A 20,989-nucleotide genomic window follows, 5' to 3' on the forward strand; every position below is an offset into this window, starting at 1 on the left:
GTACTGCATTTTGTTCCACCTGTCAAGTAATATTTTGTTTTATTTCGATTTTTTGTGGTTACTCGCTTATTTAATAAGCTTATCTTTCTAAAGCGATGAAAGTATAACCATTTATAAAATAGTTGGCTAGTTTTTTAGCGGACTTTTTTGTAAAGAAATGTAAAGATGAAAACGATTCGGCTTTAGTGATAAGTTAATTTTATAATTAAAATACGGTGTTATCTTTAGGATTTTTTAACTTTTGTGGAATGATTAATATTGCTGATAACATCTAAAACACAAACACGCCCAACAGCCCAGTTTGGCGTGCTAGCTTTACTTCATTATCGGCATATTTTGACGATCTGATAAGGCAAGCTTATTAATATTGTGGTGCTATAAGCGTGTTTTTTGCTCTAAAATCTCTCAGGTAGACTATTGATTTTATTTAATTATTTATTTTATATTTTTAAATAAAATCAAACATTTATAGATTAGCATTTTTGTTATTATGACTACTTAATTCCACTTTATAAGGTGCATTACATATCGTTAATACATCACTACAGCCTATTGCTTGGTTATTTTTATCTATAATACTCAACATCAAATTCTTAAATGTCGTTACTCCACTTTGTCCGTCTCCATCATCATCTCCCCAATAGTTATAACGTGTGACTAAGTAACTTATACTCACTAAGTTACTTGATCTTAATGTAGAAACCATCATGCCTATATCTGCAAAACTTTGCTCACCCACTGGTAACTTAATCGGGTTTGTCGCACTTGAAGTGTTGGTTAATAGTGTGATTTTTGTTACAGCTATTTTTTGTATTTTAACTTAGTATATGTTTTAGACTTAACTTTCAAGAATTACTATTCAACTATCAACTTGCTGATGACAGTAATCTGGCATTTAATTATTTTGTATTGAACTCACTTAGGTTATATAATCTTAATTTTATTATAATAAAGGAGTCTGTGATGTGCTTACCTATGTTTAAATATCACCCAAATGCATATCAACTCGATATTTTTGTTAATGAAAAGGGAATTTGTTCCGTTTGTAATCAAAAACGAACAATAAAATATAATTTGGTACCTTATTGTGTTGAAGATCCTGATTATATCTGCCCATGGTGTATTGCCGATGGTTCGGCTGCAGAAAAATATCAAGGTCAATTCAACGATAATTATGGTGTAGAAGATGTGCCATCCGAAATGTTAGACGAAATAGTATTAAAAACCCCGAGTTATTCATCATGGCAACAGGAAGTTTGGTTATCGCATTGTAACGAACCTTGTGCTTTTATTGGTTATGTTGGAGCCAAAGAAATTGAACCCTATTTTGATGAAATCTTAGATGATATCCAAGACTATCCCGAAGAATTGATAAAATCGTCTTTATCGAAAGACGGGACGTTCGTTGGCTATTTGTTTGAGTGTGTGCAATGTGCTAAAAAAAGGTTGCATGTTGATTGTGATTGATTTTAATAACTCTATACAGAGTATCGATTTAATATGCTAAATTAAAATAAGAAATAATAGTGTGCAATATCTCACTGATAAAAGGAAATAACTAGGAAAACTGCAACCATGAAAAAATACCATTGTTATTAACTATATTGTTGTTTAGTTGGTTTAATACTAATTATACGTTCGCCAATACTCAAACTGCATCATCTCAATATAAAAAGCAGTTTGCTGACGTTGCTGATGTTGCCGCTTTTAATGATTATATTGCTTGCTATCCCGTATCTGAACATCTTAATACATATAAAAAAATCGCCAGCCATATCAGAGATACTCATTACCATTTTTTAAGTGATGCTAACTATAATCAACTTGAAAACCAACTTAAAATCATCTTAGAAGATTAGCAGTTATATTTCAAAACTATTTCTTTTTCTTCCATGATCGTTATAAAAACCTTGTTCGTGGCGTATTGTGTATGCAATGACGCCACAAATAGATAACGCTAGGTTAGCGCACTATTCAAGCAATAGCGAAAATAATTTGTGCTACGGTAATTTGATATGATCAATATACCCTTTTACAATATTTACACTTTTTTCAAAGAGTTTTTTTTCATTTTCGTTAAAGTCGAGCTTGATCACTTTTTTAATACCATGTTGATCTAAAATAGCAGGAACACCAATTGCAACATTTTTATAGCCATATTCGCCGTCTAAAATACAACTAAGCGCTAATGCTCGGTGGCTATTAGTGAATATATGTTGGCAAATTTCGGTGATAGTGCTAGCTATGCCATATTCGGTGCAATGCTTACGGTTAGCAATTTCAAAGCCCATTTTTCGAGCTTGCGTGCCAATTTGTTCAAAATCAATTTTGTTTTTTTCTAAATCATTAAGATTAATTCCATAAACCGATGAATGCGACCAAACAGGGAATTGTGAATCACCATGCTCACCTACAATAAAGGCATCAATGCTTTGTGGACCAATATCCATTTTTTCACCCAATAATCGACGCAAACGTACCGTATCAAGCCATACTCCTGTACCAATCACTCGATGACGAGGCAAGCCAGATAGTTTCCAGACTTGATATGTAATGGCATCGCAAGGATTGGTGGCAATTAAAAATATGCCTTTAAAACCATTGTTCATCATATCAGGCACTATGTTGGCAATGATTTTAGAGGTTCCTGCAAGCTCTTCTGCACGGCTTTTTTGAGCTATGCCTGAAGTTACACTGATAATCGCAATATCAATATCGGCGCAATTGGTCGATTCGCGTAAACTGACTTTAACCATATTTTGCCGATAGGCTGCCGCATCTAGTAAATCTTGTGCATGCCCATAGGCTAATTCTTTATTAAGATCAACAAGTGCAATTTCTTCGCAAATACCTCGGTTAACCAATGTATAAGCCGTTGTTGATCCCACATTACCCACGCCGATAATCATCACTTTTCGCAGTTTCATATTAAGCCTCGCTTTATTAAAAAATAAGGTAAAACAACAAGTGTTTTTCATAGTATAAAGCTAGATTAGTATGATTTAATAAATAATCTTTTCTACTTTAACTATTATTTAAATAGATGGAATTAGCTACTAATTATTTTGGTTTTATATACAATGAATTAATAACATAGCTATGTCTAAAGTTAATTGAGATCGTGAACTTTAAAAAAAATTGACTTTTACCTTTTAAATGATAATAATTCTCATTAACATTTAAATTTATTGCTATAAATAATTGGCAATGAAGTGTCACTACTACAAGTAATTAAATTGAAAGATATTTGTTAGAAACAATCACTGAATTTTGCTATTTGTTTATGAGTTAAACGCTAGGAGTCGCTAATGAAGTTCAATTTTTTGAAAAATCGTAAAATATTATTAAAGGTTATTTTAACTTCGTTAATTATTTTGACAGGTATGCACAAATCTGCACAAGCGTCAGAAAGGAAATTTAAAGTCGTTACTACCTTTACGGTTATTCAAGATATTGCGCAAAATGTAGCTGGTGATGCTGCTATAGTAGAGTCAATTACCAAAGTCGGCGCAGAAATTCATGAATACGACCCCACCCCGCAAGATATTACCAAAGTGCTTTCAGCAGATTTAGTGTTATGGAATGGCCTTAATTTGGAGCTTTGGTTTAAACGCTTTTTTGAAGATGTAAAAGATGTCCCATCCGTTGTTGTGACTGAAGGTATTGAGCCGATGCCAATCCGCGAAGGAAGCTATAAAGGTAACCCTAATCCACATGCTTGGATGTCGCCAACACTAGCCTTAATTTATATTGAAAATATTCGCGCGGCATTTGTCAAATATGATCCTAAAAATACGGCTATTTATAATAGAAATGCTGCTGATTATATTGCTAAAATTAAAGCGCTTGATGCACCATTACGCGAACGGTTGGCCAAAATCCCTGAGGCAAAACGTTGGCTTGTGACCAGCGAAGGAGCTTTTAGTTATCTAGCTCGCGACTATAATTTGAAAGAAGCTTACTTATGGCCAATAAACGCTGAACAACAAGGCACACCTCAGCAAGTTAGGCAATTAATTGATTTAGTGCGAGCAAATGATATTCCTGTCATTTTTAGTGAGAGTACTATTTCAGATAAACCCGCTAAACAAGTGAGCAAAGAAACCGATATTAAATATGGTGGCGTTTTGTATGTCGATTCGCTTTCAACTAAAAATGGTCCTGTTCCAACTTATATTGATTTGTTAAAAGTGACCGTTGAAACCATTGCTAAAGGATTTGAAAAATAATGACTCAAATTTGCTTGAAAGTTGATGATATTACGGTGACTTATAATAATGGCCATACTGCAATTTATGATGCTAGCTTTAGCTTAAACGGTGGTACTATTTGTGCTTTAGTTGGTATTAATGGTAGTGGCAAGTCAACGTTATTTAAAAGCATTATGGGAATGGTTCATCCAACCCGTGGGCGTGTAACTTTTAATGATTTCTCAGTAAATCAAGCTTTAAAGCAAAATATCATTGCCTATGTGCCACAAACCGAAGAAGTCGATTGGGATTTTCCTGTTCTGGTGTCGGATGTAGTAATGATGGGACGATACGGGCATATGTCTTTTTTACGTATTCCAAGCAAAGAAGACAAAAAACAAGTTAATATTGCTCTTGAACGTGTGAACATGCTTGATTTTAAGCATCGTCAAATTGGCGAACTTTCTGGTGGGCAAAAAAAACGAGTATTTTTAGCTCGAGCATTAGCTCAACAAGGTAAAGTGCTGTTGCTAGATGAGCCCTTTACTGGAGTTGATGTTAAAACCGAAAATGCCATTATTGATTTATTGAAAGATCTGCGTGAAGAAGGCCATTTAATTTTAGTTTCAACCCATAACTTAGGTAGTGTTCCTGAATTTTGTGATCAAGTGGTATTAATTAATCAAACCGTACTGGCCTTTGGTCCAACTAAAACAACTTTTACACCGCAAAATTTAATGACCACCTTTGGTGGTGCACTACGTTACCTTAGTTTATCAGGCGAGAAACTGCATAATGACGAAGATCCTCGTAAAGTATCCATATTAACTGACGATGAGCGTGCTGCTATTTTTTATGGCGAAGGTAAGCATGATTCCCCCCATCGAGATTTATTGATTGACCATCACGATAATAAACCCAAGGGGTAACAATAAATGGAACTTTTACTTGAACCATTTACCTACGATTTTATGCTTAAAGCAATTTGGGTAAGTAGTATTGTTGGCGCTGCTTGTGCTTTTTTATCGGCTTTTTTAATGTTAAAAGGTTGGTCACTAATGGGCGATGCGCTATCGCACTCTGTTGTACCTGGCGTTGCTGGTGCGTATGCACTTGGACTACCTTATTCAATTGGAGCATTTTTTACTGGGTTACTGGCGGCACTTGCAATTACGTTGGTTCGTGCCTTTACACGCTTAAAAGAAGACGCCACTATCGGTTTTATTTTTTCAACCTTTTTTGCTGTCGGTTTGTTAATTATTTCGCTCAATCCAACATCTGTTAATGCACAAACTATTATATTTGGTAATATTCTTGGAATTGATGATAGCGATATGTGGCAAGTGCAAATCATTATTTTGGTATCATTTATACTACTTTTCTTTTTTTGGAAGGATTTGTTAGTTGTCTTTTTTGATGAAACTCATGCCAGATCGATTGGATTAAAACCATTAAAACTAAAAATCCTATTTTTTACTATTTTAAGCGCATGTACCGTTGCAGCATTACAAACAGTTGGGGCTATTTTAGTAATAGCTATGGTTGTTACCCCTGGGGCAACCGCTTACTTACTGACTAATCGATTTTCTCGGCTATTGATTATCTCGGTTCTTATTGGCACTATAACTAGTGCTGTTGGTGCTTGGATTAGCTACTTTTTAAATGGCGAAACTGGTGGCGTTATTGTAACGCTACAAACGCTGATTTTTATTGCCGCATTTTTATTTGCTCCAAAGCAAGGATTTATTGCCAATCATCTTCAGATCCGTAAAAGCCGTTTAAATAAAGGGAGAAAGGTATGACAGAGTTTTGGGAATTTATCTACTATCCTCTGACCCTTCCTCTTATTCAGCGTGCAATTTTAGCTGCACTAGCAACTGGTATAGTTTGTGCTTTGCTTTCTTGCTTTTTAGTTTTAAAAGGCTGGTCCTTAATGGGGGATGCAATTTCGCATGCGGTTTTACCTGGAATTGTGCTAGCCTATTTAGCAGGTATTCCCATTATAATTGGTGCTTTTGCTTCAGGCCTATTTTGCTCGGTTGCAACAGGTTACATCAAAGAAAATAGCCGATTGAAAGAGGATACCGTAATGGGGATTGTATTTTCGGGTATGTTTGCTTTTGGTTTAGTATTATTTTCAAAAGTAGATACTTCACAGCATTTAAATCATATCCTATTTGGTAGTGTACTTGGCACTAGTTATGACGAGCTTAAAAAGATCATATTTATTGCTACAATTGTATCAATCTTAGTTATTATAAAACGCCGCGATCTTATGCTTTACTGCTTTGATCCGCTGCAAGCCAAAGTTGTTGGACTACCAGTTAAACTATTACATTATGGTTTATTAAGTGTGTTAGCTTTAACCATTGTAGGTTCATTAAAAATAGCGGGTATGATTTTAGTTATTGCTATGCTAATAGCTCCAGGTATAACTGCTTTTTCGTTAACTAAACGTTTTGAATGGATGTTAGTAATTGCTGTGTTAGTTTCCACATTTTCAACGGTGGCGGGCACCTTGATAAGTTATTATGCTGATGCATCAACTAGTGCTTGTATTGTTATTTTGCAGGCAACCATATTTTTATTTGCTCAGGTTTATCAGTTTATTACTAGCAAAAAATTACGCCACTAAAATTATTCTTGTAACTATTGTAAAGAAGCCGTCTTTAGAAATACTTTTTTACAGCTATAAAAAACAGCGTAATGATATTTTTAAGCCATTTTACGCTGTTATTATTAATTTAATTGTTATTCATCATCCAAATATTTACTATTATCAGCATAATTATCAAAACGTGAAAACTGACCTTGGAATTTTAATCGAACTTTCCCAATTGGTCCGTTTCGCTGTTTTCCTAGAATAATTTCAGCAATGCCTTTATGTTCTGAGGCTTCGTTATAAACCTCATCACGATAGATAAACATTATCACATCAGCATCTTGTTCGATAGAGCCTGATTCACGTAAATCAGAGTTAACTGGTCTTTTATCGGCTCGTTGCTCCAAACTACGATTAAGCTGAGATAGTGCAACAACAGGAACTTGTAATTCTTTAGCCAAGGCTTTTAGTGAACGCGATATTTCGGCAATTTCTAAAGTACGATTTTCAGAAATATTCGGTACACGCATAAGCTGTAAGTAATCAACCATTATCATACTTAAGCCTTTATGTTCCCGATAAATACGTCTTGCTCTTGAGCGTAATTCCATTGGCGTTAAACCTGATGAGTCATCGATATAGATGTTTTTCTTTTCGAGCAATAGTCCCATTGTGCTTGAGATTCTTGCCCAATCATCGTCTTGCAGTTGTCCTGTTCGAATTTTTGTTTGGTCAACACGTGAAAGCGAAGCTAGCATACGCATCATGATTTGTTCTGAAGGCATTTCTAAGCTGAATATTAATACTGGTTTTTCTTGTTCTAGCGCAGCATTTTCGCACAAATTCATAGCAAAAGTGGTTTTACCCATTGATGGCCTTGCCGCAATGATAATTAAATCGGAACGCTGCAAACCAGCCGTTTTTTTATCTAAATCGATATAACCTGTTGAAACTCCTGTCACACCATCATGTGGACGTTGAAACAACTCTTCGATTTTAGCTACCGTTGCTTCTAGCACTTCGGTAATACTTTTTGGACCTTCACCTTGTTTAGTTCGGCTTTCAGCGATTTGAAATATTTTGCTTTCCGCCAAATCTAAAATTTCGGTACTATCTCGCCCTTCTGTTGCATAACAGTTATCAGCAATATCATTTGATGCACTAATTAATTCACGTAAAATCGCTTGTTGGCGAATAATATCACTATAAGCAACAACATTTATCGCACTTGGTGTGTTTTTTGAAAGTTCAGCCAAATAAGCAAAACCACCGACATCAGCTAAAACATCTTTACTTTCAAGGCTTTCAGAAAGGGTAATTAAATCAATTGGTGTACCTTTACTGACCAATGTATGCATTTCAGAAAAAATTAGTTGATGATGGCGCGAATAAAAATCGCGATCAGTGATCATTTCAGATACAGCATCCCAACGTTGATTATCAAGCATCAAGCTACCAAGTACTGCTTGTTCAGCTTCAATTGAGTGTGGTGGAAGCTTGATATTATGCAAGTTTGATTTTTTCGCTTCTTGATTTCTAGAATCTTTATTTGTGCTTGTTCGATCAGTCTTCATTACATTTATCTTTTTAATTTAATTAACTTTTTATTGTTTGCTTATTATCCAACTTATTTTAAAAATAATGGGCCTAATGCTTGGGTTGGTATTTGATATTCTGATGGATAATCCACCTGAACTAAATATAATCCTTCAGATTTTGCTGTTGCAGCAGCTTTCGTCCTATCTTTAGCCTGTAAAAGTTCGCTAATCCATTCTGGATGTCGATTACCCGCACCAACTTCAAGTAAACTGCCCACAATGTTACGTACCATATGGTGAACAAACGCGTTAGCTTTAATATCAACAATAATAAATTCACCTTGTCGCCAAACTTCGATATGATGAATATTACGCCAAGGTGTTCTTGATTGGCACTGCGCTGCTCTAAAGGATGAAAAATCATTCTCACCTAATAAATACTGTGCAGCTTGATGCATTAAGGTTTCATCCAAAGGTAAATAATAATGCGATACTCCTTTAGCTAAAATTGCTGTCCGATAACGATGATTATAAATCACATAACGATAACGCCGAGCAGTCGCACTAAACCGCGCATGAAAACTATCATCAACTACTTGTGACCAACGCACCGCAATATTATCAGGTAAATGAGAATTCACTCCCATTGTCCAAGCACTAGCTGATCGCATGGCTTGGGTTTCAAAATGAATAACTTGACCAGTTGCGTGTACACCAGCATCTGTACGACCAGCACAAAAGACGTTTATTGGTGAATTAGCAATTGTCGATAGTGCGGATTCTAGTCTTTCTTGAATAGAATCAACATACTGCTGTCGTTGCCAGCCAAAGTAATTACTACCATCATATTCAATACCAAGGGCAATTTTATATATAGTCATTAATGAGGATCTCAAGTGTCTCAATTAACATTAATGCACCTAAATAACGAATATTATCAGCAACTGACCAAAATTGAATTTGTTCATAATGGCCGTAACTGTGTCTCAAATTAGCCAATTTAATAGTTAGCTGACCTTCAGACTCTATACTAACTTCGGTCACTGGAGTTGGCATATTATCGCTTTGCACTTCAACCCCAAACTCGCTAAAACGTGCCATATCTAACTCAATCGGTAAGCTACTTGATACATTAATAGCTTGTGACACCCCATAAAACACAGGCACAATCACTGACTCAATAGAGACAGGAAGTTCATAATTACTTAATATTTTACGAATTTGATTAACTTGTGACTTTTCACCTAATATTGAATCATCATGTTCGTGCGATACGGGTAATAAGTTAAATGCCAATTGCTTGTCAAATAACTGATTATCAACTGGCATACCATTTAATAAGCGAGCGCTCTGTCCAGCCAGCTCATCTACTCCTGGCTTACCATACAATGAGGCCGGAATAAAACTGGTGACATGTAAATTGGTTAATAACTCAATATCAGTTAAAGACGCAACACAACGCAATAATTGGCACACTGTGGCACTAGCTACAGCTATAATGTTTTCATTACGGTATTCAGTTAATACACTGTTATTAACTTTAGGTACTACTAATGGAATATGATCCTGCTGAGCAAAATAGCCACTTGCATCAATCACTACACAACCTGATTCTGCCGCAATTTGTGCATATTTTTCACTTGTTTCATAACCAGCAACAAAAAAGGCAAAATGGCACTGGCTCCAATCCATTTGTGCACTATCGGTAACAGTTAAATTTTTACCAGCAAAACGAACAACTTCACCAGCACTATTGTCACTACCGACCAAATAGAGATTTTCAATTTTTAGACTATTGTCTTGTAAACTACGTTGTTGTAATAATTCAACTAGCGCAGAACCCACTTGCCCTGTCGCCCCCACAATAGCAATATTCCATGCAGACATATTTATAAACCCAAATAAAAAATTTAACGGTAATTATATCACTATATTGTCAAATATAGCGGAAAAGATATTTTTCAATTTTGGAACACAGATCGACAAAACAAAATCTGAGCCCTTACAAATTAGCTTAATATCCGTAAAGTAATAAGCCACTTTAATCAAAATTTATTCGTTAATATGACAAAAATCACTCTATCGGATATTGCTACAAAAGCTAATATTTCAGTTGCTTCGGTTTCAAGAGTATTAAAAAAACCACATTTAACTTCTCCTCAAGCTCAACTACGCGTTTATCAAGCTATTGAAGAATTAAATATAGATACATCAAAAAATTTCAAACCCTTTCAATCAATACATAACAGTAGAAAGATATTAATTATTGATAATCAACTTTTTTCAAAAAGTTTAATCAATCTTGGTTTAGAACAAGCTTTGAAAAAAGAGCAGTATCAACTGTTTTATTTGCAGTTTCCTTATAATAACAGAAACGATATCCATCATATTATTCGTTATGTAGCCCAAAATGCATTTGACGGGATTATAATTATCAATGATGCTCCATATTTAAAAACACTGGTTTCTTATAAAGATACATTACCCCCCATTGTATTAGTTAATCACTTTTCGCTTGATTTTATTTGCGTTCACTTTGATCATTTATTGATCGGATATCAAATGACGAAATATTTAACTGAAAATTCTCATACCAAAGTTGCTATTTTACTTAATAATGACCAATTGATAAGTTCAGCACTTTTGCTACAAGGTTATAAACAAGCATTGCTACGTGCCAATATTGTTATTGAGCCTCGATATATTATTCAAGGTTGCTTTACTTATCAACATTCCAGATCAGCTATAAAAAAATTAATAAACGGAAGTAAATTGCCATCAGCAGTCATTTGTGCCGATAATTTTAGCTTAACCTATTTAGATGAAATTTATTATAAAGATCTACACAATCAATCTCCTGATAGCATGGTTTTAGGGGCGTTACATCAAGCCAATGAAAGTAAATCCAAACTAACTAAACCGCTCACTATCTCGTATTTTAGCGCTTCTAAAGAACTTAAATATAATGAATTAGATAATTTATGTAGAATTAATAAACCATTATTTAAAATGGGACAACAGTCTGCAACTTTACTATGTGATATTATTAAAGACACAACAAAGTCTATTAAACACAATAAAATAATCAATGTTGAATCGATGTTTTACTAATACGTGCACTATCTTTAAAAGATAGTCCCTATTTTGTTTTTGCTCGCTTTCATTGCAAATAATCATCGTACATTCTGATATTGCAGAGAGTAAAAATAATTCAGAAGTCCAGACCGTTTAGTTTTATTGAGATCTGATATCGCCTTAGCGCTTGGCAAATTGAAATAAGGAGGGTAATAAATAAGGCAAAGTGTAGCCGTAATCTTTTTCCCAGATAGTAAGCTTTTAAGTTGAATAGCCACTTATTAAATTTCATCCATTATCATTTACAGGACTTTACCCAATGTGAATAAATTAATATGAAATTTCAATATTCGAGCATTTTTAATATAAAATTCGGTGATTAAATTGCCTTTCACCTTTAATTAGCAAATACACAAAATTTAGAATTAACTCTAAAAACAAGATAATTTTTCCAAATAACCTTTATTTACTCCATTTAAGATATTAGATAGCAATTATTATGTTTGTTTAAATGTTCGCTTTATTGGTAAACGGCGTTAAATCAGTACATAAAAAGAGGGAAGCATCCCTCTTTTTTTTACGCTCCAGCTCTGTAATTTGGTGGTTCTTTGGTGATAAGTACATCGTGCACATGGCTTTCTTTCATTCCAGCACCAGTAATGCGATAGAATTTAGGTTTAGTTCTTAACTCATCAATTGTTGCGCAACCGGTCAATCCCATACAAGATCTTAATCCCCCCATTTGTTGATGAACTATTTCTTTTAGTAAACCTTTGTAGGCAATACGACCTTCTATACCCTCTGGCACAAGTTTATCAGCAGCATTGTCAGTTTGGAAATAACGGTCAGAAGATCCTTTTGTCATTGCACCAAGCGAACCCATTCCACGATATGATTTATATGCTCTGCCTTGGAATAGTTCAATTTCACCTGGTGCTTCTTCAGTACCTGCAAACATTGAGCCAACCATTACACAAGATGCACCTGCTGCAATAGCTTTAGCAATATCACCTGAATATCGAATTCCACCATCAGCAATAACAGGAATGTTGTGTTTTTGTGCAATTTCGACAGCATCCATTATGGCGCTAATTTGAGGTACGCCAACACCAGTTACAATGCGTGTTGTACAAATTGAGCCGGGGCCAATTCCTACTTTAACGGCGTTAACACCTGCATCAATTAAGGCTTTAGCTCCTTCTGCTGTGGCGATGTTACCGCCAATAATTTGTAAATCTGGATAGGACTTTCTTGCTTGGCGAATACGCTCAAGTACGCCTTCTGAATGGCCGTGCGATGAATCAATCAATAATACATCTACACCTGCTTCTACTAATGCTGCAATCCGCTCTTCATTACCAGCGGCTGCGCCAACAGCTGCTCCAACACGCAAACGACCTTGTTTGTCTTTACAAGCATTAGGTTTTTGTTCAGCTTTGTTATAATCTTTGACGGTAATCATACCTTTTAGGTGGAATCGACCATCAACAACAAGGACTTTTTCAACCCGGTATTCGTGCATTTTTTGCAGCACGATTTCACGTTGTTCACCTTCATTTACAGTCACTAAGCGTTCTTTCGGTGTCATCACCGCAGTAACAGGTAAAGAAAGATCCGTTGCAAATCGTACATCGCGTGCGGTGATAATGCCAACTAGTTCTTGAGTTTCAGTCACAACTGGAAACCCTGCAAAACCATACTCTTTAGCTAGTTCGATAACTTGCTTTATAGTTGCAGTTGGTAGAACTGATACAGGATCTTGTACTATGCCGCTTTCATGTTTCTTAACACGTTTTACATGATTGGCTTGATTTTCAATTGACATATTTTTATGAATAAACCCAATACCACCTTCTTGAGCAAGTGCAATAGCTAAATCAGATTCGGTTACAGTATCCATTGCGGCAGAAATCATTGGAATATTGAGCTTGATGGTTTGGGTTAATTGAGTACTAATATCAGCAGTGTTAGGTAATACAGTTGAGTGAGCTGGAACTAATAACACGTCGTCAAACGTGAGAGCTTCTTTGACTATACGGGACATGACAATATTCACCATTGAGTTAAATTGTTGATAAAATATTGCCGAGACATTCTACTTACTTTTAACTTAAAAGGCTAGGAAAATTTTATTCTATATTGAAATAAAAAAGTAAATAAAAATACAATAGAATTAAATATAAGTGAAGATATATTGAAAACACCTCACCAATTAAATAAAACTGGTGAGGTAAAAAATCGGCTCTTAATGTTTTATTAAATAAACATATTAATAGCTAAGCATCCTACTAATCCACAAACAGAAATTGTAGTTTCTAATAGTGACCAAGATTTCATGGTTTCAGCAATACTTAAATTGAAATATTCTTTAAATAACCAAAATCCAGGATCATTAACGTGCGAAAATACAACACTTCCAGCTCCTGTTGCAATAACCATCAGTTCAGGACTTACTCCTGTTGAAGCAATAAGAGGGAACACAATGCCTCCTGCTGTCAACGCTGCAACAGTCGCAGAACCAAGCGCTAATCGAAGCAATGCCGCAATTAACCAAGCCATTACGATAGGTGAAATATTCGATGAATGCATCATTTGTTCAATGTAAACTTTTACACCACTATCAACAAGCACTTGTTTAAATGCTCCGCCTCCACCAATAATTAATAACATCATGGCAATAATTTTGATTGAATCAACTAGAGTAGTATTAACTTCAGCCATGGAGCGTCCACGTAAAAGGCCAAATGTAAATACCGCAACTAATACAGAAATCAAAGTTGCAATGACTGGATCACCTAGAAATTCTACATAAGGTAACACTGCATGTCCTTTATCTAAAGTCATATCGCAAACCGCACGAATTGACATTAAAATAACTGGAATTAAAGCGGTAAAAACACTGACTGCAAAGCTTGGCATTTGCTCATCAGTAAATTTTTTAGAATTATATAAGCCTTCTTCAATTGGATGATTAATTACGCGAATAAATGGTAATCTTGCTAATACAGGCCCAGCTAAAATTACCGTTGGGATACCGATGGTAGTACCATAGAGTAAGGTTCGTCCCATATCTGCTTTAAAAATTTCAGCAATAGCTGTAGGACCAGGATGAGGAGGTAAAAAGCCATGGGTCACAGATAAAGCCGCAGCCATAGGAATACCAATATATAGTGGCGATATACGTAACGTGGCAGCAATAGTTAATACTAATGGTAATAACAAAACAAAGCCAACTTCATAGAAAAGTGCAAAACCAACAATAAAACCGGTAAGTGTAACCGCCCATTGGATTTTCTTGTCACCAAATGTTTCAATTAGCGTTGTTGCGATACGTTGGGCTCCACCACAATCGGCCAATAATTTTCCCAACATTGCTCCAAAGCCCATAATTAAGGCTAAACTACCAAGCGTACCTCCGACTCCATTTTTTATGGATTTCACCACATCCATAACTGGCATGCCTTCCATTACACCAACACTTAGCGCAACTAGAATTAGAGCAATAAAACCATTGACTCGAAGTGGTAACATTAAAATAAGTAGCAGTGCTACACCAATAGCAATTATTATTAACGGCATAAATAGGTCCTCTAAAATAAAATATCCCTTGTTATCGGTAACATGCTAAATTATAGAGAAATTTTAAAAAAATACAGGTGGAAATATCTAAAATGAGAATTTGATCACATTTTTAAAATGAATCTGATTTCTGTGCCATTAATATATAATTTATATCCACATTTGGACTTAATTTGAATTGATTTTTAAATAAAAGATATTCCATACCGATAATAGCCTCTACATCTAATTTTGCTTGCTCAACAAACGCCATTAACTCTGATGGGCGAATGAAGCGATTAAAGTCGTGCGTACCTTTGGGCACTAAGCGAGCAATATATTCTGCTCCATAAATCAATAACAATTTTGCTTTATGATTACGGTTAATAGTCGATAAAAATAGTTTACCTCCTGGTTTAAGCAATTTTGCACAGGCTTGTATGACAGAAAAAGGATCAGGTACATGTTCTAATAACTCCATACAAGTAATGACATCATACTTGGCAGGATGTTGTTGTGCATGTTTTTCAACCGTTTGCTTTTGATAATCGATCGTAAGGCCATTTTGTTCGGCATGAATTTTGGCAACGGTAAGCGATTCATCAGCAAGATCAATGGCGGTAACATTTGCCTCTAATTTGGCTAGGCTTTCAGATAATATCCCTCCCCCACAGCCAACATCAAGCACAAGTTTGTTGGTTAGTGATCCACATTTTTGTTTTATATAATCCACACGCAGTGGATTGATAATGTGTAACGGTTTGCATTTACCATTTGGGTTCCACCAATCGGCAGCAAGTCGTGAAAATTTGTCAATTTCATTTTGGTCGATGTTTTGTGACATAGTAGCTCTTTGATATCAGTAAAATCTAAAATTAACTATATGCTATGTTCTTGTGATTATCAATAAATCGGCCTAATTAAACTTGTTTATCAAAAAAATAACATATTAAACACTGCGTTTACTTTATAATTTATCCTACAAAAAGATTATTACGTCAATTAATAAGACAGTGAGAAGGTATCGTTCTTAAATGAATTTATTTAGTTCAAAACATATCATAATTTTTAGCAAATATAATTGATTTTGCCTTTAATTGGCTATGTTGTAATTTTTTATTGTAGATTTCTTCTTTTTGAGTGTTTTAAAAATGTTTAATATGACATATTGATTAGTATAATCGTTATTAAAAATAAATATGATACATTCCTATCGATACTCGCTAAAAATTTATACGGATATAACCAATAACTTGCATAATATCTTGTTTATAGAAGTATTTCATGGCATGATTAAAATTTCATTTATAAAATGACACACTTTTTTCACAACGCTAAATTAAACTAATTAAGATTAAAGGAAACAATATTAATGAGTACGGGTACTATGAAAAAAAGTCACTCACAGTGGAGTTCGCGCATGGGATTTATGCTTGCCGCGGCTGGTTCTGCTGTTGGGTTAGGTAATATTTGGAAATTCCCTTATATGGCTGGTGAAATGGGTGGCTCTGCGTTTGTGCTTACCTATTTACTATTTATGTTTGTTATTGGCTTGCCAATTTTAGTTTTAGAATGGTTAATTGGGCGTCGAGGGCAAAAAAATCCAATTCATACTATGGAAGATGTCGCTGTTTCAGAAGGTCGTTCTAAATCATGGCGCTGGGTTGGTATTATTGGTGTAGTAGGTTCTTTTTTAATTCTATCATTTTATAGTGTTATCGGGGGATGGGCGACCGATTACATTGTTTTAGCTGCTCAAGGTTCTTTCGAAGGTGCTAATGGCGAAGCTACTGGTCAACTTTTTACCCATTTCCTTGGTAATGTTAACAGTCTACTAACTTGGCACACCGTATTTATGTTTGCTACAGCATTTATTGTTGCTCTTGGTGTTGGTGCTGGTTTGGAACGCGGTTGCAAATTGATGATGCCTGGGCTAGGTGTATTATTACTTGTTTTAGTTGGTTATGCTGCCTATGTTAGCGGTCCATCTTTTTATGATGCTTTTAAATTCTTGTTCACCCCTAATTGGTCTGCAATTAACGGTACAGCAGTATTGGCGGCATTGGGACATGCATTCTTTAGTCTATCTTTAGGTATGGGTATTATGATGGCATATGGTTCTTATCTGGGTTCAGATGTGAACTTACTATCAACTGCACGTACTGTAGTTATTTTAGATGTAATTGTAGCGATGCTATCTGGTATGGCGATTTTCCCACTGGTATTTGCTAACGGTTTACAACCTGGTGAAGGCCCAGGACTTATTTTTGTCACCTTACCGATTGCTTTTGGTAATATGGCTGGCGGCACTGTTTTAGGTGTTTTATTCTTTATTTTCCTTACTTTTGCTGCATTAACGTCTTCTATTTCATTACTTGAACCAACAGTTGAATTGTTAGAAGAAAAAACACCATTGGGTAGAAAATCAGCAACAATTTTAAGTAGTTTAATTATTTGGGCATTAGGTATCGCATGTATTTTATCATTTAATGAATGGGCAGAAGTGAAACTATTTGGTAAAAATATATTTGATTTGCTTGATTACTTAACTAGTAAAATAATGTTACCTGTTACAGGTTTAGGCACAGTGATATTTGGTGCTTGGATGATGAACCAAAAACACATCCGAGAAGAATTAAATTTAAATAATTTCTGGTTTAGCATTTGGACTGTTTTATCACGATTCGTTATTCCAGCTGCTGTTATTTTAATTCTTGTTTATGGATTTATGTAATTTTTATTAATTTAAAATAACCTTTAATTAAAAAAGCCTTAATCCCTTCAAGGCTTTTTTTTTGCTCTCTTTTTGCATTTTTAACAAAAAATAACCAAACAATGAATAAATGTCTTAACCTCTATTGAAATCTGTTTTTTTACTCCCATATAGCAATACATCAATAAATCAAACCATTATGTTAATTTTATTCGGTTAATCTAACTGGCAATGCACTATTAAATGAGCAAAATGATAAAAGTTAGTTAATAACAAATCATTTTCGTCATTAGAATTAATTGAAATGACTAAATATAATAGAGGAACTAGTCAATGAGTAAGCAAGGCACTGAAACTCGTGGATTTCAATCCGAAGTTAAACAAATTCTACATTTAATGATTCACTCTTTATACTCAAATAAAGAGATTTTTTTAAGGGAACTTATTTCAAACGCATCCGACGCAGCCGACAAACTTCGATTTAAAGCGTTAGAAAATCCAGATCTATATGCTGGCGATGGTGAACTTGGTGTGCGCATTTCAACTAATAAAGAAACAGGCACTTTGACTATTACCGATAATGGTATTGGTATGACTCGTGATGAAGTGATTGAAAACTTAGGTACCATTGCTAAATCAGGTACCAAAGCATTTTTAGAGTCCATTGGTAGCGATCAAGCCAAAGATAGCCAATTAATTGGTCAGTTTGGTGTAGGTTTTTATTCTGCTTTTATCGTTGCCGATAAAGTCACTGTTAGAACGCGCGCAGCCACCGCAAAAGCTGACGAAGCAGTTATGTGGGAGTCAACAGGGGAAGGTGAATATACTATATCTGATGATAATAAAGAAACCCGTGGTACAGAAATTACTTTACACTTAAAAGAAGATGAAAAAGAGTTTTTAGACGATTGGCGTTTACGCTCTATTATCAGCAAATATTCTGATCACATTTCACTTCCTGTTGAAGTACAAACTACTGATGAAGAAAGCAAAGAAGTCAAATGGGAAAAAGTTAACAAAGCACAAGCTCTTTGGACTCGTAGTAAATCAGAAGTGACTGACGAGGAATATAAAGAGTTTTATAAACATCTGTCACACGACTTTGCCGATCCATTAAGCTGGAGTCATAACCGTGTTGAAGGTAAACAAGAATATACTAGCTTACTTTATATTCCAGCAAAAGCGCCTTGGGATATGTGGAATCGTGATAATAAACACGGCTTAAAACTGTATGTACAACGTGTATTTATTATGGATGATGCTGAACAATTTATGCCTAACTATTTACGTTTTGTAAAAGGCTTAATTGATTCAAATGATTTGCCATTAAATGTATCGCGCGAAATTTTGCAAGATAACAAAATCACCCAAAACTTACGTAATGCATGTACTAAGCGTGTGTTACAAATGCTTGAAAAACTTGCTAAAGACGATAAAGAACAGTATCAACAGTTCTGGAGTGAGTTTGGTTTAGTATTAAAAGAAGGTACTGGTGAAGACTTTACAAACCGTGAAGCAATTGCAAAATTACTTCGTTTTGCGTCAACTCACACTGATAGCGATGCGCAAACTGTTTCGTTAGATGATTACATTAGCCGTATGCAAGAAGGTCAAGAAAAGATCTACTATATTACCGCTGATAGCTATGGTGCGGCAAAAAATAGTCCTCATCTTGAGCTATTCCGTAAAAAAGGTATTGAAGTATTATTATTGTCCGATCGTATTGATGAATGGATGATGAGTAACTTAACTGAATTTGATGGCAAACAGTTCCAGTCTATCAGTAAATCAGACGAATCAATCGAAAAATTAGCCGATCAAGATATTGAACAACAAAAGCAAGTTGAAAAAGAACTTGAACCATTTATTGAACGTGTTAAAACCGCATTAGGCGATAAAGTGAAAGAAGTAAAATTAACGCATCGCTTAACTGATACACCTGCGATTGTTACCACTGCTGCCGACGAAATGAGCACACAAATGGCTAAATTGTTTGCAGCAGCAGGTCAAAAAGCACCAGAAATCAAATACACGTTTGAAATCAATCCAGATCATAAGCTGGTTAAACGTATTGCCGATACACAAGATGAAAGCATATTTAACGATTGGGTAGAACTACTACTAGATCAGGCTTTACTTGCTGAAAAAGGTTCACTTAGCGATCCAAGTAAATTTATTCAAACCATGAATAAATTATTAACACAATAATAAAATAATAGACTAAGCGGCCTCGATACATTAACCCTATCGGGGCTTTTTTATAGTAAAAGAAAAGCAATATTTTTTTAAAATATGATATTTATCACATTTCTTTATATTTTTGCTTCCGATTTTTTTATGTCTATTCATAATAAATAGACATATATAATTAATCACACCCAATGAAAGTTTATAAAATATTAAACAACAATGTTATTGTTACACTTGATGCTAAAGGTAATGAATTAATTGTTACTGGTCGTGGAATTGGATTTAAAAAACGTGAAGGTGACTTAATTAATACAAATCTTATTGAAAAGCAGTTTTCACTCGATAATAAAGAAACATACCCTAAATTTGAAGAATTGCTTTCAAAGATTCCTTTTGAAGTGTTAGCCACATCTGAAATTATTATTAATCATGCAAAACAATGCATAGATGGCATATTACAAGACAGCATTTATATTTCGCTGACCGACCATATCCATTTTGCTATTGAGCGCCACCAGCAAGGATTTGATATTCCTAATGGATTTCTATGGGAAATCAAAAAGTTTTACCCTAAAGAGTTTCAAATCGGTTTGTATGCCTTATCAATAATAAAAGAACGATTATCTGTTGAATTACCTGAAGACGAAGCTGGTTTTATTACTTTTCATATTATCAATGCGCAATTAAATGACACAATGCCCAATATTGTTAATATGACTAAAATCATGCGCGAAATTCTTAATATTGTGAAATACCACTTTAACTTTGAATATGACGAAAATTGCCTATCTTATCAACGTTTTGTTACTCATTTAAAATTTTTTGCTCACCGTATTTTAAGCCACAGAAAGCAAACACAACAAGATAACTCTTTGTATGAATTAGTACGACAAAAATACGAACTAGCCTATATTTGTACTAAACAGATAGATTTACATTTAATACAACAATATCAACATCCACTTTCTGATGACGAAAGTCTCTATTTAACTATTCATATTGAACGATTACGAACTGAATTGAAAAATCAATAATGTGATATAACTCACATTTTAATCATTATATTTAAACAAATTATATCTATTATTCTTAAATCATGCTAATTTTATTAAATCATTTTTGG

General features: G+C 34.7%; 18 protein-coding genes. 10 read left to right on the forward strand and 8 right to left on the reverse strand.

The window, feature by feature from the left end:
- Positions 1-466 precede the first annotated feature (466 nt).
- On the reverse strand, positions 467-676 hold the full coding sequence (locus tag J6569_RS08655) for a hypothetical protein (protein WP_174798062.1): 210 nt from the start codon (positions 674-676) through the stop codon (positions 467-469).
- Between the two features lie 287 nt (positions 677-963).
- Here J6569_RS08655 and J6569_RS08660 point away from each other — a divergent pair, with 287 nt between their 5' ends.
- Together J6569_RS08660 and J6569_RS08665 are read left to right on the forward strand one after the other, a co-directional pair.
- Entirely contained in the window at positions 964-1,467 is a 504-nt protein-coding gene (locus J6569_RS08660) for a CbrC family protein (protein WP_065590690.1), read from the forward strand.
- Positions 1,468-1,589: 122 nt separating this feature from the next.
- The gene (locus J6569_RS08665; RefSeq protein WP_296318256.1) at positions 1,590-1,859 is read left to right on the forward strand and encodes a hypothetical protein; all 270 of its coding nucleotides are present in this window, start codon (positions 1,590-1,592) and stop codon (positions 1,857-1,859) included.
- Positions 1,860-2,000: 141 nt separating this feature from the next.
- On the opposite strand, the gene J6569_RS08670 is transcribed toward J6569_RS08665, so the two are convergent.
- Entirely contained in the window at positions 2,001-2,927 is a 927-nt protein-coding gene (locus J6569_RS08670; RefSeq protein WP_296318257.1) for an L-lactate dehydrogenase, read from the reverse strand.
- A gap of 456 nt (positions 2,928-3,383) precedes the next feature.
- Between J6569_RS08670 and J6569_RS08675 the strand changes: the two genes are divergently transcribed.
- Genes J6569_RS08675 through J6569_RS08690 form a run of 4 tightly spaced genes read left to right on the forward strand, consistent with a single transcriptional unit; the run spans position 3,384 to position 6,825 of the window.
- A complete protein-coding gene (locus J6569_RS08675) occupies positions 3,384-4,229 on the forward strand; it encodes a metal ABC transporter substrate-binding protein (protein WP_238786381.1) in 846 nt (281 codons plus the stop codon).
- Positions 4,229-5,119 (forward strand): manganese/iron ABC transporter ATP-binding protein, encoded by an 891-nt coding sequence (locus tag J6569_RS08680; RefSeq protein WP_174798059.1) that lies wholly within the window; start codon positions 4,229-4,231, stop codon positions 5,117-5,119. Before J6569_RS08675 ends, J6569_RS08680 begins: the two co-directional genes overlap by 1 nt.
- Before the next feature lie 6 nt (positions 5,120-5,125).
- Entirely contained in the window at positions 5,126-5,992 is an 867-nt protein-coding gene (locus J6569_RS08685; RefSeq protein WP_174798058.1) for a metal ABC transporter permease, read from the forward strand.
- Positions 5,989-6,825, forward strand: a complete 837-nt coding sequence (locus J6569_RS08690) for a metal ABC transporter permease (protein WP_296303036.1) — start codon at positions 5,989-5,991, stop codon at positions 6,823-6,825. Before J6569_RS08685 ends, J6569_RS08690 begins: the two co-directional genes overlap by 4 nt.
- A gap of 116 nt (positions 6,826-6,941) precedes the next feature.
- Here the strand turns inward: J6569_RS08690 and dnaB are convergent, their stop codons facing one another.
- From dnaB to J6569_RS08705, 3 genes are read right to left on the reverse strand one after another with little or no spacing between them, the layout of a single operon-like run.
- Positions 6,942-8,366, reverse strand: coding sequence for a replicative DNA helicase (dnaB, locus tag J6569_RS08695; RefSeq protein ID WP_034909856.1), 1,425 nt, complete (start codon positions 8,364-8,366; stop codon positions 6,942-6,944).
- A gap of 53 nt (positions 8,367-8,419) precedes the next feature.
- Positions 8,420-9,235 (reverse strand): tRNA pseudouridine(38-40) synthase TruA, encoded by an 816-nt coding sequence (gene truA, locus J6569_RS08700; protein WP_366941254.1) that lies wholly within the window; start codon positions 9,233-9,235, stop codon positions 8,420-8,422.
- Positions 9,198-10,217: an aspartate-semialdehyde dehydrogenase gene (locus tag J6569_RS08705; RefSeq protein WP_085165927.1), complete on the reverse strand. Its 1,020-nt coding sequence runs from the start codon at positions 10,215-10,217 to the stop codon at positions 9,198-9,200. Before J6569_RS08705 ends, truA begins: the two co-directional genes overlap by 38 nt.
- Positions 10,218-10,394: 177 nt before the next feature.
- On the opposite strand from J6569_RS08705, the gene J6569_RS08710 reads away from it, so the two are divergent.
- Positions 10,395-11,441, forward strand: a complete 1,047-nt coding sequence (locus J6569_RS08710) for a LacI family DNA-binding transcriptional regulator (RefSeq protein WP_174798056.1) — start codon at positions 10,395-10,397, stop codon at positions 11,439-11,441.
- 541 nt (positions 11,442-11,982) lie between these two features.
- Here J6569_RS08710 and guaB read toward each other — a convergent pair.
- The 3 genes from guaB to ubiG form a co-directional block, all read right to left on the reverse strand.
- The gene (gene guaB, locus J6569_RS08715) at positions 11,983-13,449 is read right to left on the reverse strand and encodes an IMP dehydrogenase (protein WP_065609461.1); all 1,467 of its coding nucleotides are present in this window, start codon (positions 13,447-13,449) and stop codon (positions 11,983-11,985) included.
- A 212-nt stretch (positions 13,450-13,661) separates the two neighbouring features.
- Complete coding sequence (gene gntT / locus J6569_RS08720; RefSeq protein ID WP_342366956.1) at positions 13,662-15,002, reverse strand: gluconate transporter; 1,341 nt, start codon at positions 15,000-15,002, stop codon at positions 13,662-13,664.
- Between the two features lie 94 nt (positions 15,003-15,096).
- On the reverse strand, positions 15,097-15,807 hold the full coding sequence (gene ubiG / locus J6569_RS08725) for a bifunctional 2-polyprenyl-6-hydroxyphenol methylase/3-demethylubiquinol 3-O-methyltransferase UbiG (RefSeq protein WP_085165923.1): 711 nt from the start codon (positions 15,805-15,807) through the stop codon (positions 15,097-15,099).
- A gap of 528 nt (positions 15,808-16,335) precedes the next feature.
- On the opposite strand from ubiG, the gene J6569_RS08730 reads away from it, so the two are divergent.
- The 3 genes from J6569_RS08730 (at position 16,336) to licT (ending at position 20,900) form a co-directional block, all read left to right on the forward strand.
- Positions 16,336-17,697 carry a sodium-dependent transporter gene (locus J6569_RS08730; RefSeq protein WP_202983886.1) on the forward strand — a complete coding sequence of 454 codons (1,362 nt, stop codon included), beginning with the start codon at positions 16,336-16,338 and terminating at the stop codon, positions 17,695-17,697.
- Between the two features lie 312 nt (positions 17,698-18,009).
- Positions 18,010-19,884 carry a molecular chaperone HtpG gene (gene htpG / locus J6569_RS08735; protein ID WP_065590702.1) on the forward strand — a complete coding sequence of 625 codons (1,875 nt, stop codon included), beginning with the start codon at positions 18,010-18,012 and terminating at the stop codon, positions 19,882-19,884.
- 173 nt (positions 19,885-20,057) lie between these two features.
- The gene (gene licT, locus J6569_RS08740) at positions 20,058-20,900 is read left to right on the forward strand and encodes a BglG family transcription antiterminator LicT (RefSeq protein WP_174798054.1); all 843 of its coding nucleotides are present in this window, start codon (positions 20,058-20,060) and stop codon (positions 20,898-20,900) included.
- The last annotated feature ends 89 nt before the right edge of the window (positions 20,901-20,989 follow it).

Source organism: Gilliamella sp. (assembly GCF_024104075.1).
GTDB classification, from domain to species: Bacteria; Pseudomonadota; Gammaproteobacteria; order Enterobacterales; family Orbaceae; genus Gilliamella; species Gilliamella bombi.